At 40.0% G+C, this 20,666-nt stretch carries 9 protein-coding genes; all 9 read right to left on the bottom strand.

Annotated elements, in window-relative coordinates; all coding sequences use genetic code 11:
- Positions 1-11: 11 nt before the first annotated feature.
- A complete protein-coding gene (locus GKO22_RS11400) occupies positions 12-3,173 on the bottom strand; it encodes a SusC/RagA family TonB-linked outer membrane protein (protein ID WP_166335145.1) in 3,162 nt (1,053 codons plus the stop codon).
- 390 nt (positions 3,174-3,563) lie between these two features.
- The gene (locus tag GKO22_RS11405; protein ID WP_166335146.1) at positions 3,564-5,186 is read right to left on the bottom strand and encodes a RagB/SusD family nutrient uptake outer membrane protein; all 1,623 of its coding nucleotides are present in this window, start codon (positions 5,184-5,186) and stop codon (positions 3,564-3,566) included.
- A gap of 12 nt (positions 5,187-5,198) precedes the next feature.
- On the bottom strand, positions 5,199-8,273 hold the full coding sequence (locus GKO22_RS11410) for a SusC/RagA family TonB-linked outer membrane protein (RefSeq protein ID WP_166335148.1): 3,075 nt from the start codon (positions 8,271-8,273) through the stop codon (positions 5,199-5,201).
- A 322-nt stretch (positions 8,274-8,595) separates the two neighbouring features.
- Entirely contained in the window at positions 8,596-9,084 is a 489-nt protein-coding gene (locus tag GKO22_RS11415; protein WP_166335150.1) for a DUF4843 domain-containing protein, read from the bottom strand.
- Positions 9,085-9,099: 15 nt separating this feature from the next.
- The gene (locus GKO22_RS11420) at positions 9,100-10,527 is read right to left on the bottom strand and encodes a RagB/SusD family nutrient uptake outer membrane protein (protein WP_166335151.1); all 1,428 of its coding nucleotides are present in this window, start codon (positions 10,525-10,527) and stop codon (positions 9,100-9,102) included.
- A 17-nt stretch (positions 10,528-10,544) separates the two neighbouring features.
- Positions 10,545-13,616, bottom strand: a complete 3,072-nt coding sequence (locus GKO22_RS11425; RefSeq protein WP_166335153.1) for a SusC/RagA family TonB-linked outer membrane protein — start codon at positions 13,614-13,616, stop codon at positions 10,545-10,547.
- A gap of 312 nt (positions 13,617-13,928) precedes the next feature.
- Complete coding sequence (locus GKO22_RS11430; RefSeq protein WP_166335155.1) at positions 13,929-15,293, bottom strand: RagB/SusD family nutrient uptake outer membrane protein; 1,365 nt, start codon at positions 15,291-15,293, stop codon at positions 13,929-13,931.
- A 12-nt stretch (positions 15,294-15,305) separates the two neighbouring features.
- The gene (locus tag GKO22_RS11435; protein ID WP_166335157.1) at positions 15,306-18,311 is read right to left on the bottom strand and encodes a SusC/RagA family TonB-linked outer membrane protein; all 3,006 of its coding nucleotides are present in this window, start codon (positions 18,309-18,311) and stop codon (positions 15,306-15,308) included.
- Between the two features lie 860 nt (positions 18,312-19,171).
- Entirely contained in the window at positions 19,172-20,665 is a 1,494-nt protein-coding gene (locus tag GKO22_RS11440; protein ID WP_166335158.1) for a RagB/SusD family nutrient uptake outer membrane protein, read from the bottom strand.
- Position 20,666 lies beyond the last annotated feature (1 nt).

Below are 20,666 nucleotides of genomic sequence, written 5' to 3' on the forward strand. Positions count from 1 at the left end.
TATCTAAAGTATTAAAAACCAACATTTACACCTAAGCTAAATTGTCTTGCTTGCGGTATAGAGTTTCTTTCGATACCGGATGCGACATTGGAATTACCATTAGAGGATATTTCCGGATCCACCCCACTGTAGCCTGTCAACAAGAAAAGATTGTTGGCTTGCACATAGAATCGAACAGAGGAAATACCCGATCTACCAAAAGCAGTCTGTGGTAACCGATAGCCTAAAGTGGCTGTTTGTAACCGTAAGAAATCACCTTTCTCTACATTACTATCAATCAAAAATGCAGAGCCATTGGAGACATTGTCAGAGTATACGGCTTTTGGAATATTCGTATTCGTATTTTCAGGCGTCCACGCATTTAAAACCTCTGTAGAGTTGTTCCAGATACGTTGATCTAATAACCCAGCCCTGGATCCATTGTAGATGTAATTACCACCTGAGAAGGTGAAGTTCAATGCCATATCCCAAGATTTGTAAGCGAAGGTATTGTTAAAACCACCAAACCAAGTAGGAATCGTATTGCCCAAAAGTTCCGTTGCTGAAGTAACGCTTCCTGCACTCACGGCTTGGCCAGTTTCTACCAATGTATAACTGTTCGCACCCCTTAGGTGTTGATATTGCACTTCTCTTCCCTGGTTATCGATAAAGATTCGTGCACCATTGGCTGGATTTACACCATTTGTTCTAACGCCATATATTTGCGAAGCGGATGAACCAACCTGTGTAATATTAGAAAGCTCTAGATCACCCGTGTAACCTAGTATTGGAGAATCAGCATCCACTAAAGAAGTGACTTCATTTTTCAAGGTAGAAAAGTTCAAATTAGCGGACCAAGTGAAATCTTGTGTGCGAACAGGCACCGCATTGATCGCGAATTCCCAGCCTTTGTTGTACATAGACCCCACATTCAGTAAGATGGTATTGGCATCTCCTGGAATTCCCTTTGATGGTGCTTGCGGCACACCGAGAATCATGTTATCTACATTCTTACGATACCAATTGGCTTCAAAATTGAGACGATTATCGACTAGTCCGATATCTAAACCAATATTAGTTTGCTGACTAGTTTCCCATTTCAGCTCTTGATTACCTGCTTGCGAATACATAAGTGAAGAGGCGGAAGCTCCGTAAAGTCCTAATGAATATAGGTTATACGCGGTATAGAAGCTGTTTAGATTACCATTACCGGTACGCCCCCAGCTACCACGCAGACGAAGGTTATTGACCACATCCGCGATGCTGCTTGATTGGAAGAAATCTTCTTCCGATATCGTCCAACCTAGTGATGCTCCGCCAAAATTACCCCATTGATTCCCTGGGGAAAGTGCAGAGTTACCATCACGTCGGAAGTTACCACTAATGAAATATTTATTATCATAGTTGTAACTCGCACTAGCGAAATAGGCCTCAAATGCTAAATCACTGATGGCATTACCAGCGGCTACATTGGTCACAAATGTTCCCTGGAATTGATCAAAGAAATCGTCCGCCAAATTTTCTCTAGCAGCACCCCAATTGGTCACTCTGGTTTTTTGCACATCAGATCCAACTAAGAAGTTAAAGTTGTGCACATCATCGATACTTGTTACGTATTGCAATGTATTTATCCAATTCCAGTTATCCGAACGTGCGTGATTATTATATGCCCTTCCGTTAAATGAACGACCGTCTCCATTTACAGGATTCCAAAATTGAATATTTTCGGTTTGGCGAAGATCCCAAGTATAAGAAGACTTAAAAGTTAGCCCTTCTGCAAGTTTTAGCTCAGTTCCTAAGTTTGCCAGTAAACGATTAGTTTCTGATGAATTTCGATCTAAATCAATTAACACCTGCGGGTTGGAATACTGTAATGCCAAGAGGTTGGCACCGCGCCCAATAGAGTTTTGCTCTACATTATAACTTCCGTCGGCATTGTAAATCGGCACGTTTGGTGCCTGTGTCATGGCGATACGACCTAAACCGGAAGAATTAAATGATCCACCAGCAATAGACCCACTATTTGGTGCATTGTTGATCGTATTATTGTAACTGACATTTCCGAATAGTTTGAACCAGTCTGTAACTTGGTGATCGATATTGAATCGACCTGAACGTCTTTTAAAATTATTTGCTTCCAAAAAACCATCCTGATCGGATATACCTGCCGAGAAATAATATACCGTTTTGTCGTTACCGCCAGAAACAGAAACGTTATGATTCTGCGATACAGCAGAGCGATAAACAACATCTCGCCAATCTACGTCTACGAGATTACCATTTTCATCAAAGCTCGGCTGAAAAGTATTTCGTGGTGCACCCGTATAGTTAGGGTTGTTTACCAATGCATTGTCAATCGCGCCATTTTTAAAGTCCATAAATTGTTGCGCATTTAATAATTCTGGTAAGCGCACGGCATTACTGACGCCCACCCAGGCATCGTAATTTACACGTGCTCTACCCTGCTTACCACGTTTAGTAGTAATTACTAGTACACCCGCAGCAGCTCGAGATCCGTAAATCGAAGCCGACGCAGCATCTTTTAAGATATCGATAGATTCAATATCAGCAGGATTGATGTCGGCTAAAGGGTTGTTAGGCACCGAGTTTTCGGAAACGTTACCAGATGAAATTGGAATACCATCCACGACGATTAATGGGAAGGAATTTAGCGACAAAGAACTCAATCCACGAACACGGATAACTGGTGGATTGTTTAGCAAACCATTCGGTTGCACAATATTCACCCCCGTCGCTTGACCTGCTAGTCCTTGCGCGAAACTTTGCACAGGACGCTCCGCAATCTCAGCACCGCTAATTCTGGAAGATGCACCCGTAAATTCTCTTTTAGTTTGCGTGCCGTAACCCGTAACGATCACTTGCTCTAATGAACCTTCTGATGGCTCTAATACTACGTTTAATTGTCGTGTTTCTGCGGATACACGTCTGCTCACTTGTGTAAATCCAACGTAAGAGAATTGTAACGTTGATCCAGATTGAACAACAATTGAATAATTACCTGAACCATCTGTCTGTGTGGCTTGGGCTGATCCGGCGATGGAAACGGATACGCCACCAAGAGGTGAACCATCGACGGAGGACGTTACTGTCCCGGTTAAACGTTGTCCTTGTGCATTGGCTATGCCAGTGCATAGCGAAAACAGCACAAGGAAGCTGAGTAATGCTTGTTTCATAGGTGTGTGTGTGATGTGTTAGTTAATATTAGCCAATAATATGAAAATTAATTCACATTAAAAGAATTAACAAAAAAGTACAAATCACACAAGTATTACATAGAGCAAAACAAGAAAACAAACCACAACTACTATTACTACTGTTATTTTGAAAAATAAAGACTTTAAATACCCACAAAAACACAATTACAGATATTTATATTGAAAATATTTTTGCGAAATTTCAATTACTCATCATAAATATATTTTTTTCAACACTTAATATTGAAAAACGCCCTCTGTATACAAAAAAATAAAAAAAACACCCCTACTCCGAAATGTAAATTCAACACCTCACATATAGCAATATCAACGCAAAAAGTCTGGAACACGCCTAAAATTAAAGAACTATTAGTACCCCGGATTCTGCTGAGCCCTTAAAGTCGGATTTGCCGAAACCTCGCTTTCAGGAATCGGCCATAGAAACAAGAAGTTGGAATAAGGAATAGCTCCAATATTGCGTGTAATTACTGGCGGATTGATAGGATCAAAACTTGACTGCCCTCTTAATGATGCAAATTCAATTTTAGCAGGTATACCATTCGTTCCATAATTCGCATCAAGCGCTAAGCGGTGAATATCTGGCCAGCGCCGACCTTCGCCCGCAAACTCAATGCGACGTTCATTAAGGATTGCCTGTATCAGATCTGCCGGCACATTTGTACCATATCTTTCCGCGGCAGGCACCGATCGATCGCGCACAGCATTCAACAAACTCAATGCCTGTGTATTATTACCAAGTCTTGCATGTGCTTCACTCGCATTGAGCAATACTTCTGCGTAGCGCAAAATCGGAGTCCAATCTTCAAATATTAAAAAACTACGGTATTTATTATTGTATACCAATCTATAACTAGGATCGCCCGTGATTTGACTAAAATGAAGTGAGGTACGCCGCAGATCATTTGCTGACCAAAATGGCGCATTCCAAAGAATGGGACTTATGGACACTTGATTACGACCTCCACCAGCAGCTGGATTTGGATTAGCGGTAGAAGCACCAAACATGGAGGCCATCGAGTTTAAGACACCCGGATTAGCAATTCCACTATTGGCAAACGAAAATATGGATTCTGTATTACCACTATTATTTAAGAAAGGTACCTCTGGACTTGCAGTTATCACATATCCGCCAACAGGACTTACAAAACCTCCAGATCCTGTAGCACCTAATTTAGTGGTCTCTGTCACTACGCCGGCATAATCTTGCTGATGTAGCTTAATTCTCGTTTTTAGTGCAATCGCTGATCCTCTTGTCGCTCTCGAAATACTTATTGCAGTAGACTGACGAGCCGCTGGCAGATTAGCTTCCGCAAAATCTAAATCTATCAATAGATTCACATACGCTTCTGCGACAGTGCCTCGACCTAATGTTAGATTGTTGGTTACATTTGCACCGCTGGTTATAGCGACGTTTCTATAAGGTATCCCTGCTTTGTCGCCATTGCCATCAGCAAAAGGACGTGAAAAATGTATTAATAACTCATGATGAGCTAATGCTCGTAAAAACCTACCCTCTCCTTCGTATGCCAAAGCTGTCTCCGACGTTATTACGCCGCCTTGAGCCGCCCGTCGCACGCCTTCAATCATTACGTTGGCTTGATTGATCAACGCATACAATTGCTCCCAGTGATTTCTATTATTGGGAGTTACGGTAGAGTAATTGCTCTCATACGTATTCACAAAGCTTTGCTGTAAATTGATCATATCCTCACCACGCATCTCTGCCAGCTGAATAGCCGCTGCTCCAAATGGATAGCCTCTATCCACAGCTCCTTCATTCTCTCCGATCGTCGCCATACGATATACACCATTTATAGCCAATTCGATATTTCCTGGCGTGCTAAATGCACTCCCTTCCGATAGATTATCGAGTGGTTCTAGATTTGTGAAATCGCTACAAGCTGTGGTTGTTAAAAATGCTATCACAACGGTAAAAATGATAGCTGTATTTGTTTTCTTTATGTAAGACATCGTAATGCTTTTTTAAAATCCAATATTTAAACCAAATGTGTATGTTCTAGGAATCGGACTAGCACTGAAGTCTAGACCTGATTGAACGTTACTGACCTGCACATCATTGGACAGGAAATTACCCGAGTTGATATTAGATATTTCAGGATCTAAACCCTTATATGCCGTTAATACAAAAGCATTTTGTATTTGCACAAATACTCTAAAATTACTCACGTGAATACGAGATAATAAACTCGGTTTTAGCGTGTAACCTATTGCTAAATTCTGAGCGCGCAAAAAAGTACCGTTTTCTAAGAATCGACTATTTAAATTGCCGGATTGAAGCGCATATGTATCGGAATTAAAGTACAATTGGGGCACATCAGTGATTTGGCCCGGCGTCGTCCACCGATCCAACAGCTCTCGTCCTGCACCGGCGAAGCCTTGTTGATTCAGCGACTCTTGTCGCGTTCTATTATATACTTTATTGCCACCAGAAAAAGTAAAAAATACATTGGCATCAAAGCGTTTATATCGGAAATTATTATTGAAACCACCGTACCATGTAGGATTAGAAAGCCCAAGAATTCTTTTGTCATCTATACTCAAACCGGTGGTTATTTGTGATTCGTCTGCCGGATTTTCAGGATTATAAACACTCCAAGCACCATTATTGCCAAAGGCACGTTGCACCACGGTTCCATCTGCTTTCTCAAACAAGGGATTTCCATTGGCTGAATTAACCCCGCGATCGACATAGCCGTAAAAAGAACCAACCGCTTCGCCTTCGCGCACGGTATGATACAGGTAATTTATAGGCTGGCCTTCGGCCAATCGCTGAACTCTATTTTTTAGCAAGGTGATATTAAAACTAGTACTCCAACTGAATTCTTCGCGAGTAATATTCATTGTATTGACCCCAAATTCCAAGCCTCGATTATACATAGCACCAATATTTCTATTGATTTGGCTAGAGGGTACACCCAGAGATGGCGCTGTCGGACTAGCGAGTATGAGGTTATCAATATTGTTATTGAAATAATCGGCTACAAGTAACACTTTGTTGTCGAACAGATCAATATCCAAACCAATATCCAACTTTTGACTGGTTTCGAACCGAAGATCGGGATTGGCGACCTGAGCATAACGTATAGCGTTGTTCGTTCCATACTGCGTACCCAAGAAGATGCCTGCCGATGGATAATTGCCAATCTCGGTGTTACCAACTTTTGCCCAGCTCCCTCTGATTTTAAGATTGCTGATTAGAGAAGAAGTGAAAAATTCTTCTTCTGAAATACGCCAACCAACAGATGCTCCAGGAAGTAGTGCCGTTTGATTGTTGATTGGTAAGGCAGACAATCGATCATTTCTCAGTGTTGCGCTGAACAGGTATCGGCCTTTGTATACGTAATGAGCCCTTCCAAAAAAAGATTCAAATGCATTTTGCGCAGCACTTCCTCCTATAATCTGGTTACTTAGTGTTCCGGTGATGATATTTTCATTCTGCCCGAAGAATGGTGAAGACAATCTAGTGCCATTGACCGAAAATGAACGATTATTGGTCTTTTGCATTTCTTGACCAATGACTGCATTGATGCTGTGGTCACCTAATTCTTTGGTATAGGTTAATAAATTCTGCCAGTTGTACCGCAATCTTGGAAAACTATACTGCAAAATGCGGCCACCTACTGGCCTACCATCACCATGACCTGGGTCGAAATACAAATAATCTTCGCCCAACATGTAATTGATACCGATCTGTGTTCTAAAAGTCAACCCACTCATGATCTCCAATTCTGCGAAAGCATTTCCGGTAATATTAAGCTGTTGAAACTTATAGATATTATTGTCGAGCACATATGCCTGATTGACATTGCCTCTAATTGGTCGGGTATTGGCGCCTTGACCTAAGGTAAGCTGATCGTTACTCAAATTATACGATCCGTCAGGCCATCTGGCAGGCACATTAGGAAAGGCAAAAATCAAACCTTGCATCGCACTGGAAGTGGCATTGCCACTATTGTTGAGTCCGCGATTTGTCGTATGCGAAATGGCATTATTAACACCAATGGTTAGGCGATCATTGAGCACTTTTTGCTCTACGCGTGTTCGTAACGTATATCGTTTTAAAGAGTTGGGATAGGTAATGCCGTCCATATCGGTATATCCCATGGATACAAAATAGTTGGTTTTGTCATTTGCTCCACTGACGGATAAGGCATGATTTTGCTGAAATGCCGTACGGAATATGATACTTTGCCAGTCGGTATCGTAAAATTCATTGTCTCGACCGGGGATGGGCGTCGGGAAGGCAGCATCTTCTAGATTGGCATTTCTCAATTTCTCGTTTGTGATCTCTATAAATTCATTCGCATTCAACAAATCAAAACGTTTGGAAGGTGTTGCTGCGGCAAACCAATTGGAATACGCTAATTTGGAAGCGCCTTGCTGCCCACGTTTCGTCGTAATCAGCACAACGCCATTTGCTGCTCGCGAGCCATAAATAGCGGTGGATGCACCATCTTTTAAAATTTCGACACTAGCGATGTCATTAGGATTGATCTCTGCTAGTGGACTGGACTCTGTAAACGGGCTAATATTGGCCGATACATACGGCACGCCATCTACTACGTAAAGTGGATTGGAGCTATTGGAAATAGAATTAGTACCACGGATACGCACTCTTGCTCCTTCGCCTAGCAACCCACTTGGTGTGGTAGATTGCACTCCGGCTGCTTGGCCTTGCAAAAATTTATCAAAGGAAGAGATAGCAATATCTTGAAAGTTCTCACCTTCAATTTTTGCAACTGAGCCTGTAAGATCCGTCCGTCGCATGGTGCCATAACCGACCACGACCACTTCGGATATTTCAGCATTAATAGCGGACATGCTTACGTTAATGATATTACTTCGACCGATAGTAACCTTGATCTTTTCATATCCTAGTAAATCAAACACCAGTTCTTTAGCCAGAAGAGGGACTGGAATTGAATAATAGCCGTCTGCATCTGATTTAGTAATAATAGTCGACCAACTAGGCAGTATCACTGAGGCGCCTTCCAGAGGCTTATTATCTTTTACGGATTTGATTGTCCCTGTAATCATTCTCTGTTGAGCATAGGCTGCTCCTAAATGAATCACACAAAAAATAATTAGAGTAATTATTTTATTCATACAAGTAATTGTATCGCTATGAAATATATTTATTTAATCATAAATTATTAATCGAGACAAAAATAGTATAATTAAAGATTATTGAGAAATAAATTTTAATTAATCTAAATAAATTAACATGATCAGATATAGACCATAGGACTAGAATTATCTGCTACGACGTAGTTTGCTATTTACTCCGCAATAAAAAAAGGGCTGTCGTTTGCAACGACAGCCCTTAATAAGTAAAGATTTTTTGTATAGTTTTAAAGATCTAACGAACATTGATCTGCATGCCAATACTTTTGTGATTTTCGCTTGGCTTTATCACGTCATTTCCTACAATTTCGAATACCACAGCCACACTAGCAGCCCCTGTCGGTTGTGCAGGAAAATCAAGAACCTCCACATCCAAATTGGCAAAGCTTGAGTTAGCAGGTAGTGTTGCATTCAAACCATTAGGCAATCGATAATGAACTCCTTCTACAGCAGTCGTACTCTCCCCGTCTATACGCAACGCTATGGTTTGATCGGCGTTCAACTGCTCCCCAAGTAAGTTAATCTGATAGGAAACTAATCCTGAACCTCGAAGTCTTGCCGCTAACAGCGGATAATTGCGACCAGGCGCATTAGCTGTGTTAGTTGCTAAGTCAAATTCGGCTAATGCAGTGGTGAAATAGAAATCTTTGTCTGTTTCCTTCATACAGGAACTAAAAAGCATTGGAATACCTAATGCCAAAATAATAAATTTTATATATCTCATGATAAAGTATCTAAATTAATAACCAGGATTCTGTACAACTTGTGTATTAGGAGCTGCTTCACGAACAGGAATATTCGCCAAAATTCGGAAATCTGTAAATGCCACATTACCGGTTGGTTTAATGATATCACGTCCTAGACGTTTCAAATCAAAGAAACGATGACCTTCAAAAGCCAATTCTAATCTGCGCTGCATAATAATGTCCTCAAATAATGCTGCCCCATTCGCAGTAGAAGCACCAATACCCGCCCGATTTCTGATTAAGTTGAGTTGCGTACGAGCGGAAGCCTCATTGTATACAGGGCTATTTGCTGTAGCATAAGCCTCAGCCATATTTAAGATTACCTCCGGCAATCTAATAACAGGCACATTATCCATGTTATTGACACCACTCCGACTGATAAATTTTGTGATCTCCCAGCGTGTTCTATTTGCGGTAGTCAAGCCACGTAATATGATTTCGCGACGAACATCATTTGCGCCGTACAAAGCGTAGAAAGCATCATTCAAAACCACATTTCCATGGTTTGATCCAGATGTAGCAGTTGGGGTTAAACGTGTAGTATAAGTTGCACGTAGCGATTCATTCACACCAATGTTGTCGGCTGTATTGGTAAATGCCACCTCAAAGAAAGACTCTGGATTGTTTACCGTACGCCATGTTTGCACAAAAGCATTGGTCGGTGCTAAGGTCTTGCCTCCGGTAGCTATTGCCGCGTCACCTTCCGATATTACTTTGGTCATATCACCACGGTACAATGCCACACGACTAAAAAGGGCATGTGCTGCTGATTTTGAAGCACCGTAAACCGATGTATTGTTAGGTAATTTGGTGATTGCATTTTCCAAATCAGCGTATATGAAATCATAAACTTCGCCGATAGAAGGACGTGTATTGTATGCAATATGATCCAATGTTAGTACGCCTTTTGTGATGATGGGCACACCCCCTCTATTTGATTCTTCAATAATAGCTGTTGGATCATACGCATAGCATTTGGCCAATGTGTGGTAACTAAGTGCTCTTAGAAAATGAAGCTGACCCGCAATATTTGCCTTGTATTCATCCGTAGCAGGAAGTGTTTCCAGTGCTTCGAAGACTAAATTGATTTGATTAATCGCGTAGTAGCTCATCTGCCAAGTAGCAGTTAACATATGTGCTGCAGGCTGATTATTTGCCTGTGGCACCAAACGATTTCCAGCACCGGTATTGATTGCGTCATCTGCTAACAATTCGGGAATAGCCAATAAGTCGCGACCATACAAACCCAATTCTCTAAACCGAGAATAGACGGCATTTACAGCTGCATTAACCGCATTTTCACTGGTTAAGGCTGTCTCGGAATCGATCGACTGCTGCGGATCGACATCTAATAAGCTGTCACATGAGCTATTAAAAAGCAACGTGCCAGCTAATAATATATACAGAATATTTTTCTTCATTGTAATTTTGTTTTCAATTAAAAGCCCAATTGTAGACCGATTATAAAACTCTTCAACGGAGGGATAGCACCTTGTGTAGATCCTTGCACAGTAGTACCTCGCTCAGAATTACTTCCTGTAGATCCAAACTCAGGATCGTAACCAGTCCATTTTGTCCAAGTCAGGAGATTCGTACCTTGTGCATACACGCGCAATTGTCTAGCGCGAATACGAGAAGCCAATTCAGTAGGCAACGTATACGAAAGGCTAACATTTTTTAAGCGGATGTAAGATGCATCTTCTAGGAAACGGCTACTCGTACCATATCCACTAGCCATACCCACTTCTGCACCACCATCAATCGGTCTTGGTACAGATGTAATATCACCGGGCTGTTGCCAGCGTCTTTCAAATACGTCCACTAATCCGTTTCTTGAAGTTGCCCCGTTACGATACCAAAAAGCATTTTGACTATTGTACAACATACGCCCAAAATCATACTGGAAAAAAGCAGATAATTCTACTCCTTTGTAATTGAATGTATTCGCAAAACCTCCATAGCTATCACTTAAGCTGTTTCCTAATACAGTATAATCCAATGGGTTTCTTAGTGAATACGTAATGTTTCCGGCATCATCATACCACATTGCTTTTCCAGTCGCTGCATTTACACCAGCATATCTCCCGTAAAACTGAGAGCCTAAAGAGTAGCCTACACGGATTGACTGTTCGCCTGGCAATACCTCGAGGTCATCATACAATGACAATAACTTATTATCCATAAAAGTAACATTAAAGCTAGTAGTCCAGCGAAAATCTCTTGCCTGTACATTGATCGTATTCAAAGTAAGTTCTAGACCTCGGTTTTCTACTTCTGCAATATTCGAACTTACATCTGCATAACCCGACGTATATGGTAGCGGCCGATCAAGCAACAAGTCCGTACTTAGACGACGAAAAACATCCACTTCTGCGGTTATCCGACCATCGAAAAACCCTAGATCCAATCCTAAGTTGGTAGTAATATTACGCTCCCATCTTAATTCTGGATTCGAAATACCGGACGGACGAATACCCGGCTGGCCGTTATATGCTCCCAAACCTTGGTATAATCCTCTCCACCCAAAATTTTCGATGTTAGAGTTACCGGTATGACCATAACTGGCTCTTAATTTCAACTGCGACAACCAGTTTATATCATTCAAGAAATCTTCTTGATTGATATCCCAGGCAGCAGATACACCTGGAAACCACCCATAACGGTTATCCGCACCGAAACGAGAAGAACCATCATAGCGTAAAACACCGCCAATGAAATATTTCTTCTTGTAATCGTAATTCACCTTTCCGAAGATACCAGCAGTTTTATAACCGGTGTAATTTCCAGACACATTTACTGGATTAGCAGCAGACTGCATCGTACGGAATTGAAAAGTTGGAAAACCTTCGCCCGACATAAAACGATAGTCGCGATTATCTTGTCTGTACTCTGCACCCAAAATAGCCGAAATGGTGTGATCGGTGTTAAAGGTTTTATTGTAGTTGAATGTCTGGTTTGTTAAGAAGTTAATATTTTCATAGTTATCAAGCTCCAGTAAGCCATTTCTAGCAAAACCATCAATGGTACGGGGGTCTCGATAGTTTTGCGAAGCTATCATACGATAGTCAATACCGTAGAATGAGCGGAACGTCAAACCGTCCATGATTTGTGCTGTAAATGCCGTGTTACCAACTACAGCCTTAGTGTTACTTCTTATGGTATTTACAGATGTTGTAAAAATAGCATTGTGCCCCATATCACCTGGAAGGTTTGTCGTAGGAGCATTAAAACTACCATCTTCGTTATAGATCGGTACATATGGTAGCATCATTGGTGCTGAGTACTGCGGTGCTGCAAAGGCTCCGGACGAAGAGTTACTTCCTGTGATACCATTCTGTGTCACAGATGATAACTTGGCATTAAAATCGACGGTCAACCAATCCAAAGCTTTGTGGCTAATATTGGCCAATGCAGTACCACGACTGAAATCAATTCCAATCACAGCGCCTTCCTGCTTATTATATGATCCAGACATAAATACGGTCGTACGTTCGCTACCACCAGAAAACGACAATTCGTAGTTTTGATTTTTACCATTGCGAAAAGCAGCATCTTGCCAATCATACGTTGGTAATGCAGCGATTTCGGCATCCGTGGTAGTACGAGGTAAACCTAAAGCATCTAACCAAGCATTGCGATTTGCTTCATCGGTTCTAGTTGGGTTTCTGTTCCAAATGGCTTCACCACGCGCTTGCGCGAATTGCTGCGAATTCATCATCTTCACAGAAGGCATCGGTTCGGTCCACCCGAAGAAGGTGTTGAAGTTAATCTGACTTTGCCCAGCCTTACCCTTTTTAGTCGTAATCAATACCACGCCATTGGCTGCTTGAGCACCATAAATGGCTGCTGCTGCGCCATCTTTCAATACGGAAATTGATTCGATGTCATTGGTATTCAAAAATGCCAATGGATTGGAGTTGACGAAAGTGGTAGAAGTTCCGGTATTCATCTGTACTCCATCTACGATGTACAATGGTTCATTACCGGCAGAGATCGATCCGGTACCACGAATACGCATTTGAACCGCCGCACCTGGTACACCGCTAGAAGCATTGACTTGTACGCCTGAAGCTTGCCCTTGCAAAGCACGGTCAATCGATTGAACAGGCATGTTTTCGATATTTTTCGGATTAACCCGGGAAATAGCACCGGCAATATCTCCGCGACGTTGTGTGCCATATCCTGTGACCACCACCTCGTCTAAATAGGACGCTTCAGAGGTTAATTTAACATCTACAACTGTTTGGTTGGTTAGAGAAATGGTTTGAGAAAGATAACCTACATGTGAGATCGTCAATCTTTTGGAGGCTTGCGCAAATGTAATTGTGTAACGACCATCACGATCTGTCTGGGTACCGATAGATGTACCCTCAATTAAAATGGATGCACCGATTACAGGTGAACCATCTTCTTGATCCGTTATCCGACCGGATACCGTTCGATTTTGTGCTTGCGCCATACCGATTGATAGGCAGAAAAGCACAATAATGCTAAGTAGTTGTTTTTGCATAGATGTGTATTAATAATAAATAGTAGTTGTTAGTTCTTAGATACAGCAGGCGCTGAAACTAAATGCTGCAAACATAGTAAATAATTGTTAAATCCATAACAACGAGGTATAAATTATAAAAAAAATGAATATCGTGGCACATTTTCCATAATATCACCACAATTTCCAAACTAAAAGCAATCGAAAACAAATGCAGCACTAGATTTTACTATCACTTCCACTCGAATTACGACAAAATAAAGAAAGGTCGCTTATTTACATAAGCGACCCTCCTCTAAATTCATAGTAATTAAGACTATTTAAACCAAACCGCTAATTATAACCTGGGTTATTAGGCAATAGTAATGGATTGGTATTAATAGCTGATTGAGGAATTGGGTACAATTCATCATTAACACTTCTTCCCTTAGCTTCTAAAAATACTGTAGCCATTGACTTAGCTGGATTTGCTACTGAAGCAGTACGACGCATATCCATCCATCTCAAATTCTCGAAAGCGAACTCAACACGTCTCTCTTTGATAATATCTTGAAGAGTAACAGAAGTTAATGCGTTAAGACCTCTATTTGTACGCACAATATTAACATTTGTTAATGCTGTTGCCGGAGCAGTTTCTACATCAGCCTCAGCAGCAATTAAGTACATTTCCGCTAAACGCAAAATATAGTAAGGATGCGCGCCATTTCCAGATGGATCTTGATACTTCTTTGAGTACCATCCTGGATTAGCCGCAGGTGCTACGATCTGTGTAACAGAAGCAGCCTTACGGGTGTCTCCAGATTCGTAAGCCGCGATCAAACTCTCGTCAACTGGTAATTCGGCACGTCCACCTCCTGGCATGTCGGGGTGTTGTAAGAAGAAATCCAAAGCATTTGCTCCCTCTACCGCTGTATTTGCAATTTTGAAGATGTGCTCGTTAGAAGTGAAAGGAGTAGTAAACATGCTAGCATAATTTGACTCAATAGCAAACTTACCCGAGTTGATGACTTCTAACGCATAACGTTTTGCAGAAGCTTTATCACCTCTGATCAAATAAACACGCGCTAATAATGCTTTCGCAGCTTCGACTGAGACATAATTACTATTTGAAAACGGTGCAGGATTTGCAATACTAGCCTCTAGATCACTGATTATCTGCGCGTATACTTCATCAACTGAATTACGTGGTAATTCTATAATATCTCTGTTAGGAACGATAGGAACTGCACCAAAAATGGTAACTAAGCGATAATATCCATAAGCCCTGAAGAAATAAGCTGTACCTAAAAGTTTCGTTTTACTAGCTTCATCAATCCCAGCAGCATTATTTACAATTTCAATTAAATCGTTTGCACGCTGAATCGCTACATAAGGGAAATTGAAATAGCGAGATACTAAAACATTCTCTAATAAAATCGCATTGTTATCAATCTCACCATGTTGGAAAAACGTAGCGCGGTATTTCAAGTTATCGGCTGACAAATCTTCCGTTACGTAACTAAGGTATGCATAACCAGAACCTAAATTACCATTTTGAAATGCATCATAAATACCGTTTAGTAGCTTCTCTCCTTCTGGACCACCTACCAACTCTGGAGACACAGCGTCTCTTGGAAGTAATTCCAATTTGCTATCACATGATGTCAGGAATGCTACAATACCGACAGCACATATTGTTTTAAATATATTGAATTTCATTATTAAAGTCTTTTATAGTCCTAAATTGATACCTAACATGAATGTTCTGAACTGAGGAATAGAACCTTGATCAACACCTAGATTTGATACTGTAAGTTCCGAACTAACCTCTGGATCAAAACCAGTGTATTTAGTGAATGTCAACAAGTTATAAGCACTAGCATAGATTCTCACGTTAGTGAATCTCGCGTTCTGAATTAAGCTTTTTGGCAGATTATATCCTAATGTCAACGTTTTAAGACGTAAATACGAACCATCTTCTAAGAATCTTGAAGAACGTTGAGAATTGAATGTACCTCTTACACCACCTACTGCTCTTGGTTGTTCTGCATTCATATTTTCAGGAGTCCATCTGTCCAAATAATAATCACGGAACATGTTTGTTGCTGGAGCAGTACCACTTACTACGGCACCCATACTTCCGTAACCACCAGTACCTTCTGCACCCAGGTTGTAGATATCATTTCCATAGCTATATTGGAAAAACACATCTAAGTCGAAGTTTTTGTAAGAGAAATTATTCGTGAAGCCACCGTGGAATTTTGGTAGTGGATTACCCATAAACTGTCTGTCTGCTGACGTAATTGTACCTGATCCATCAAAGTCTTCATACATCATATCACCTGTCTCAGGATCTACACCTAGAGATTTGATTAAGAAGAATGAACCTAAAGGCTGTCCAACTGCATGGCGAACTACGAAACCTTGATCAATTGGTTGATCATTAAATAATTTAGTAACCTCATTACGGTATGTGGAAATATTCAATGAAGTAGACCATGTAAAATCAGCATTTCTGAAATTGCGTGAAGTCACTTGGAAATCAAAACCAGAACCTTTAATGTTACCAATATTCTCTAAGATTGTAGAGAATCCTGTTGTAGAAGGAATAGGTCTATTTAACAATAAATCTTTAGTGGTTTTATTGTAGTAATCTGCTGCGATCTCTAATCTGTTATTGAACAAACCTAAGTCAATACCTATATCTACTTGATTAGTAGTTTCCCATTTCAAATTAGGACTACCAATTGCTGAAAGACCAAAACCTGGTAAGTCAAAATAGTTGAATCCACCACCGATTGTACGTCTGAAAGCAAAGTTTCCAATTCCTTCTTGGTTACCAGTAGAACCATAAGAAGCACGTACTTTCAGTAAGCTAATCGCGTCAACATTTTTTAAGAAATTCTCTTCTGACATTACCCAACCAGCAGAAACTGAAGGGAAATAACCGAAACGACCTGACTCAGGAAACTTAGATGATCCATCTCTACGAATTGAAGCAGAGAACAAATACTTTCCGTCCCAACCTAAGTTAATACGAGCCAACGCAGATGCTAAAGCAAACTCTGTAAAGTTAGCTGTACCACCAGTGATAGCAGCAGCAGATGTCAAATAAGGAGTCAGATCCGATGGAAAGTTATTTCCATCTACACGATTGTTTTCACGTTGATTTCTTTGGTACTCATACACCGCAATCGCATTCAAATCTAGACGATTGTCATAGAAAGACTTATCGTAAGATAAAGTTTGAGTTGCTAAGAAGTTGCGCGTTTGTGCTGTACCAGAAGCAGCTGAACCATTACTTCCCATTCCAGATAAAGACGTAATAGGATTGTAAATACGCTGATCTAGGAAACTATAATCAATACCAACAGCCGTTTTAAATTTCAATCCTGATACGATATCAAACTGCAAGTAAGAAGAGTTAAATACATTGGCCAAATTCACAAAATTCTGTGATTGGAACATGTGTAAAGGGTTGTTGTAACTATTTGTTGCAAATGTACCATCTGGGTTGTAAATTGGTTGATCCGGTCTAGCAACTAAAGCACGTGGAAATGGAGAAAAGATACTGTTATCAACTGGTGTCTCATCTCTCATAGATCTAGTAAGTGCTGTATTACTTCCTAAGGTGATAAAGTCATTGATACGGTGTGTTAGATTAGCTCTTACCGCATAACGCTCAAAACCACCGCGTTGAAGCATACCATCTTGATTGAAGTAATTGAAAGACGTATAAAACTGCGTATTTTCATTACCACCTGAAGTTACTGAAACCTGAGCAGAAGTCACATTCGATTCGTCTGCAAGGATTTCATCTAACCAGTTTACATTATTTTCTGGGTTAGCAACTTGATCTTGTGTAAACACTGGAGCTAAACCTGCGTTAGTAGCAGCTTCATTGTACAATGTACGATATTCTGTCGAGTTCAATAAATCACGCTTTTTAGTAAGAGACTGCCATCCAGTATAAGTAGATGCAGCTATTTGCGATTTACCCGATTTATTACCACCTTTTGTTGTAATAATAACAACACCATTAGAACCTCTTGATCCATAGATGGAAGCTGCTGCGGCATCTTTCAAGACTTCAACAGAAACAATATCTTCCGAGTTTAAGTTAGCAAGTGGAGAAATACCAGCTCCAACTGCATTAGGCGTAAAATCATTGTTAGACGCCATAATTACTCCATCAATTACGTAAAGTGGATTGTTACCGGCGTTGATCGAAGAACGACCACGAATTTGTACCGCTAATGGCGCACCAGGACGACCACCACCAGATGTTACCATCACACCAGCAGTTTTACCTTGTAATACTTGTTGAATGTTTGGAACTGGAATATCTTTTAATTCAGCAGCTCCAACTGTAGATATAGAAGTTGTTAAGTTTCTTTTTAACTGTGTACCGTAACCTACTACAACTACCTCATCTAAAGAAGACTCGTTATCTAATCCAACATTAATCGTTGATTGAGTACCAACAACAACATTTTTAGAATTAAAACCTACATAAGAAAACCTTAATGTAGCATTTGCAGGAACAGAGATAGAATAATTTCCCAAATCATCTGTCTGCGTACCTGATGACGTACCTACAATTGTTACAGAAACGCCGCTTAAGGGCGAACGCTCTGCACTTGCAGTTACATTACCTGTTACCGTACGGTTTTGTGCATGCGCTATCCCTATAAAGAGTAAGCTTAGCACAAAAAAACTGAGTAATTGTTTTTTCATAAGTGTGTGTGTTTAGTTAATATTGGCCAATAGTAGACATTAAAATTTATAATGCAAAAAAGTGTTAAATCCACTGCATTATTAAATTTTGGAACACTTATTGCCAAAGTTTCAGAACTATTTCAAAAACGACACACAACAATATCTGAAAGAATTTAATTTTCTTTTTAAATTATATAAAACAACCTTGAGTTTATTGTTCTGCATTTAACTTTTTTTTCATTTTCACTTATCATCTACGACTCTGTCACATAAAATTGTGTTATAACAGATTGATTTTTGAAATAACATACCTTGTTGCCTTTAAAATTTAGGTTTCTTTAGAAAAACACGGGATTAAATATCGAATTATCATTAATTACAACTATTCTATACAATATTCAACGAATTGACGAAATTATAACCGACACCAAAAAAAACAAAACTTGAAAGAAAGAAGTTAAGATTCTGATTCACAGAACAAAAATGATTAAATGAAAATTTCTAATTTACTTGAATTACTGGAGATTTTGAAGATTGAGGTGCCGGAAGGTAAATATTGGAATAAACCACAGGGAGGAACTAAAATAGCCCCTCCCTACAATTATAAAAGCATCATAATAATATGATAAGCGTAATAAGAGGCCTCTTCTGTAATAAGAGATAGCCTATAGATGATCACCAATAGAAATTAATATCCCGGATTTTGCTGACCTTGCAAACCAACATTATTATCAATCTCTCGCTGAGGTATTGGCAGTATGTTTCGGTCTGCCCCAAAATTCGCAACTGCGTTATTAGACCGTAGGGCTAGACGATCTCGTAATAAATCCACTCTTCAATAACCCTCAAAAACTAGTTATTTGTAAGTTCAACTAAGATTAGTTACTAGCGTAACCTTCATTCTGTTCCATTAATATATTAGCTTCCATTTCCCAACGAGGGATTGGTAGCACAAATCTAAAATTATCTGCCGGAAGTATTCGCGATGTGGTTTGTGGCGCATCGGAATCCAAGCGGGTTACAGGCATACTTCTGCGTTTCAAATCCCAAAAACGATGCCCTTCTAGCGCAAGCTCTTTAAATCTTTCTAAAAGAATTTCATCTATTGCATGTTCACGGCTAGACAGTGAAACGGGACTGAAATTGATTATTCTTGCAATTCTCAAAGAGTTCAGATCAGCAGATGCATTCGCTAAATCACCTAACTCCGCAGATGATTCAGCACGAATAAGATACATTTCAGCTGTTCTAAAAACTTTTATATGCGCCACATTTTCATTGGTAGTTGCATAGCCAGATCCATTATATTTTCGTAAAATTCTTGAATACCTATTCTCCCTACTAAGCAATGGTTCATCTATAAAATAAGCTTCAAACCGAATATCATTCAAAGGATCATAAGCATTCCACAATTTATCTGAAGGCACCCATGTTAAAGTACCTAAAACAGCCTGGCCAGCAGAGGTAGAAGAAATACTTCTTAAAAAATTTCCAACTCGATTTGCTGTTGTTCGTGTAAGTTGCCAAGAAACTTCATCTGTATTTTGATCGGTCCAAATATCGATAAACCTTTCCCTATTTGCTAATGGCAACGCGTTTATATACTCTGTAGAATATACGACCGCTTGATCCCAATTACGCATATAGAGTGCTATCCTAGCCTGTAATGCAGAAACGGTCACTCTGTTAGTCCTAGCTTTGTTATTCAAATTATTAGCTACTAAATCTTTAGCTTCTTCTAAATCACTAATGATTCCCGCAAAGTATTCTCCCATATTTATCCGTGCATGCAACTCCTGTGGATTAAATTGAGGCTGATCTAAATAGGGCATTCCCAAACCGTTAGGGTCATAATTTCTACAGAAGCAACGAAATAATTCAAAATGAGAAAAAGCTCTTAAAAATAAGGCTTCGCCCCGTATTAATTGACGCCTAGCTTCATCAGTTTGTGCTTCCGCTATGACATTAGGCAACGCGAACAATACCCTATTCACTCTATCAATCACTCTATAGTAAGTTACATTAGGCATGAAGTTCCCTCTCAATCCTACATCGTCAAAGGCGAAAGTCCATTCATGCATTGTATTGAGAGATGAAAATTCAGCAGTTTTTAATTCATCAGACAATATACCATTATATCTAATATTCATTTCATAGTCAGTTACCGTTTCCGGGACTGGAAGCGGAACAGCTCTATCTTGAAGTGCAGCATAGGCCGCTATCAATAATGACTCCGTATCTTGGACTGTCCGTAGTGCATTCTCTCCTCCTATGTAATCTGTATCTCTTATATCCAAAAGATTAGAACAGGATATTAAGAAATAGGAAATGGTACAAATGGCAGCAATAGTTACTTTTTTAATTAAATCCATG

The sequence above is a fragment of the Sphingobacterium chungjuense genome (assembly GCF_011316935.1).
GTDB classification, from domain to species: Bacteria; Bacteroidota; Bacteroidia; order Sphingobacteriales; family Sphingobacteriaceae; genus Sphingobacterium; species Sphingobacterium chungjuense.

Excerpts from the sequence above, each read along its gene's own strand:
- GKO22_RS11430 (WP_166335155.1), bottom strand. The coding sequence starts at position 15,293 with ATGAAATTCAATATATTTAAAACAATATGTGCTGTCGGTATTGTAGCA.
- GKO22_RS11405 (WP_166335146.1), bottom strand. The coding sequence starts at position 5,186 with ATGTCTTACATAAAGAAAACAAATACAGCTATCATTTTTACCGTTGTG.
- GKO22_RS11435 (WP_166335157.1), bottom strand. The coding sequence starts at position 18,311 with ATGAAAAAACAATTACTCAGTTTTTTTGTGCTAAGCTTACTCTTTATA.
- GKO22_RS11410 (WP_166335148.1), bottom strand. The coding sequence starts at position 8,273 with ATGATTACAGGGACAATCAAATCCGTAAAAGATAATAAGCCTCTGGAA.
- GKO22_RS11420 (WP_166335151.1), bottom strand. The coding sequence starts at position 10,527 with ATGAAGAAAAATATTCTGTATATATTATTAGCTGGCACGTTGCTTTTT.
- GKO22_RS11415 (WP_166335150.1), bottom strand. The coding sequence starts at position 9,084 with ATGAGATATATAAAATTTATTATTTTGGCATTAGGTATTCCAATGCTT.
- GKO22_RS11440 (WP_166335158.1), bottom strand. The coding sequence starts at position 20,665 with ATGGATTTAATTAAAAAAGTAACTATTGCTGCCATTTGTACCATTTCC.
- GKO22_RS11425 (WP_166335153.1), bottom strand. The coding sequence starts at position 13,616 with ATGCAAAAACAACTACTTAGCATTATTGTGCTTTTCTGCCTATCAATC.
- GKO22_RS11400 (WP_166335145.1), bottom strand. The coding sequence starts at position 3,173 with ATGAAACAAGCATTACTCAGCTTCCTTGTGCTGTTTTCGCTATGCACT.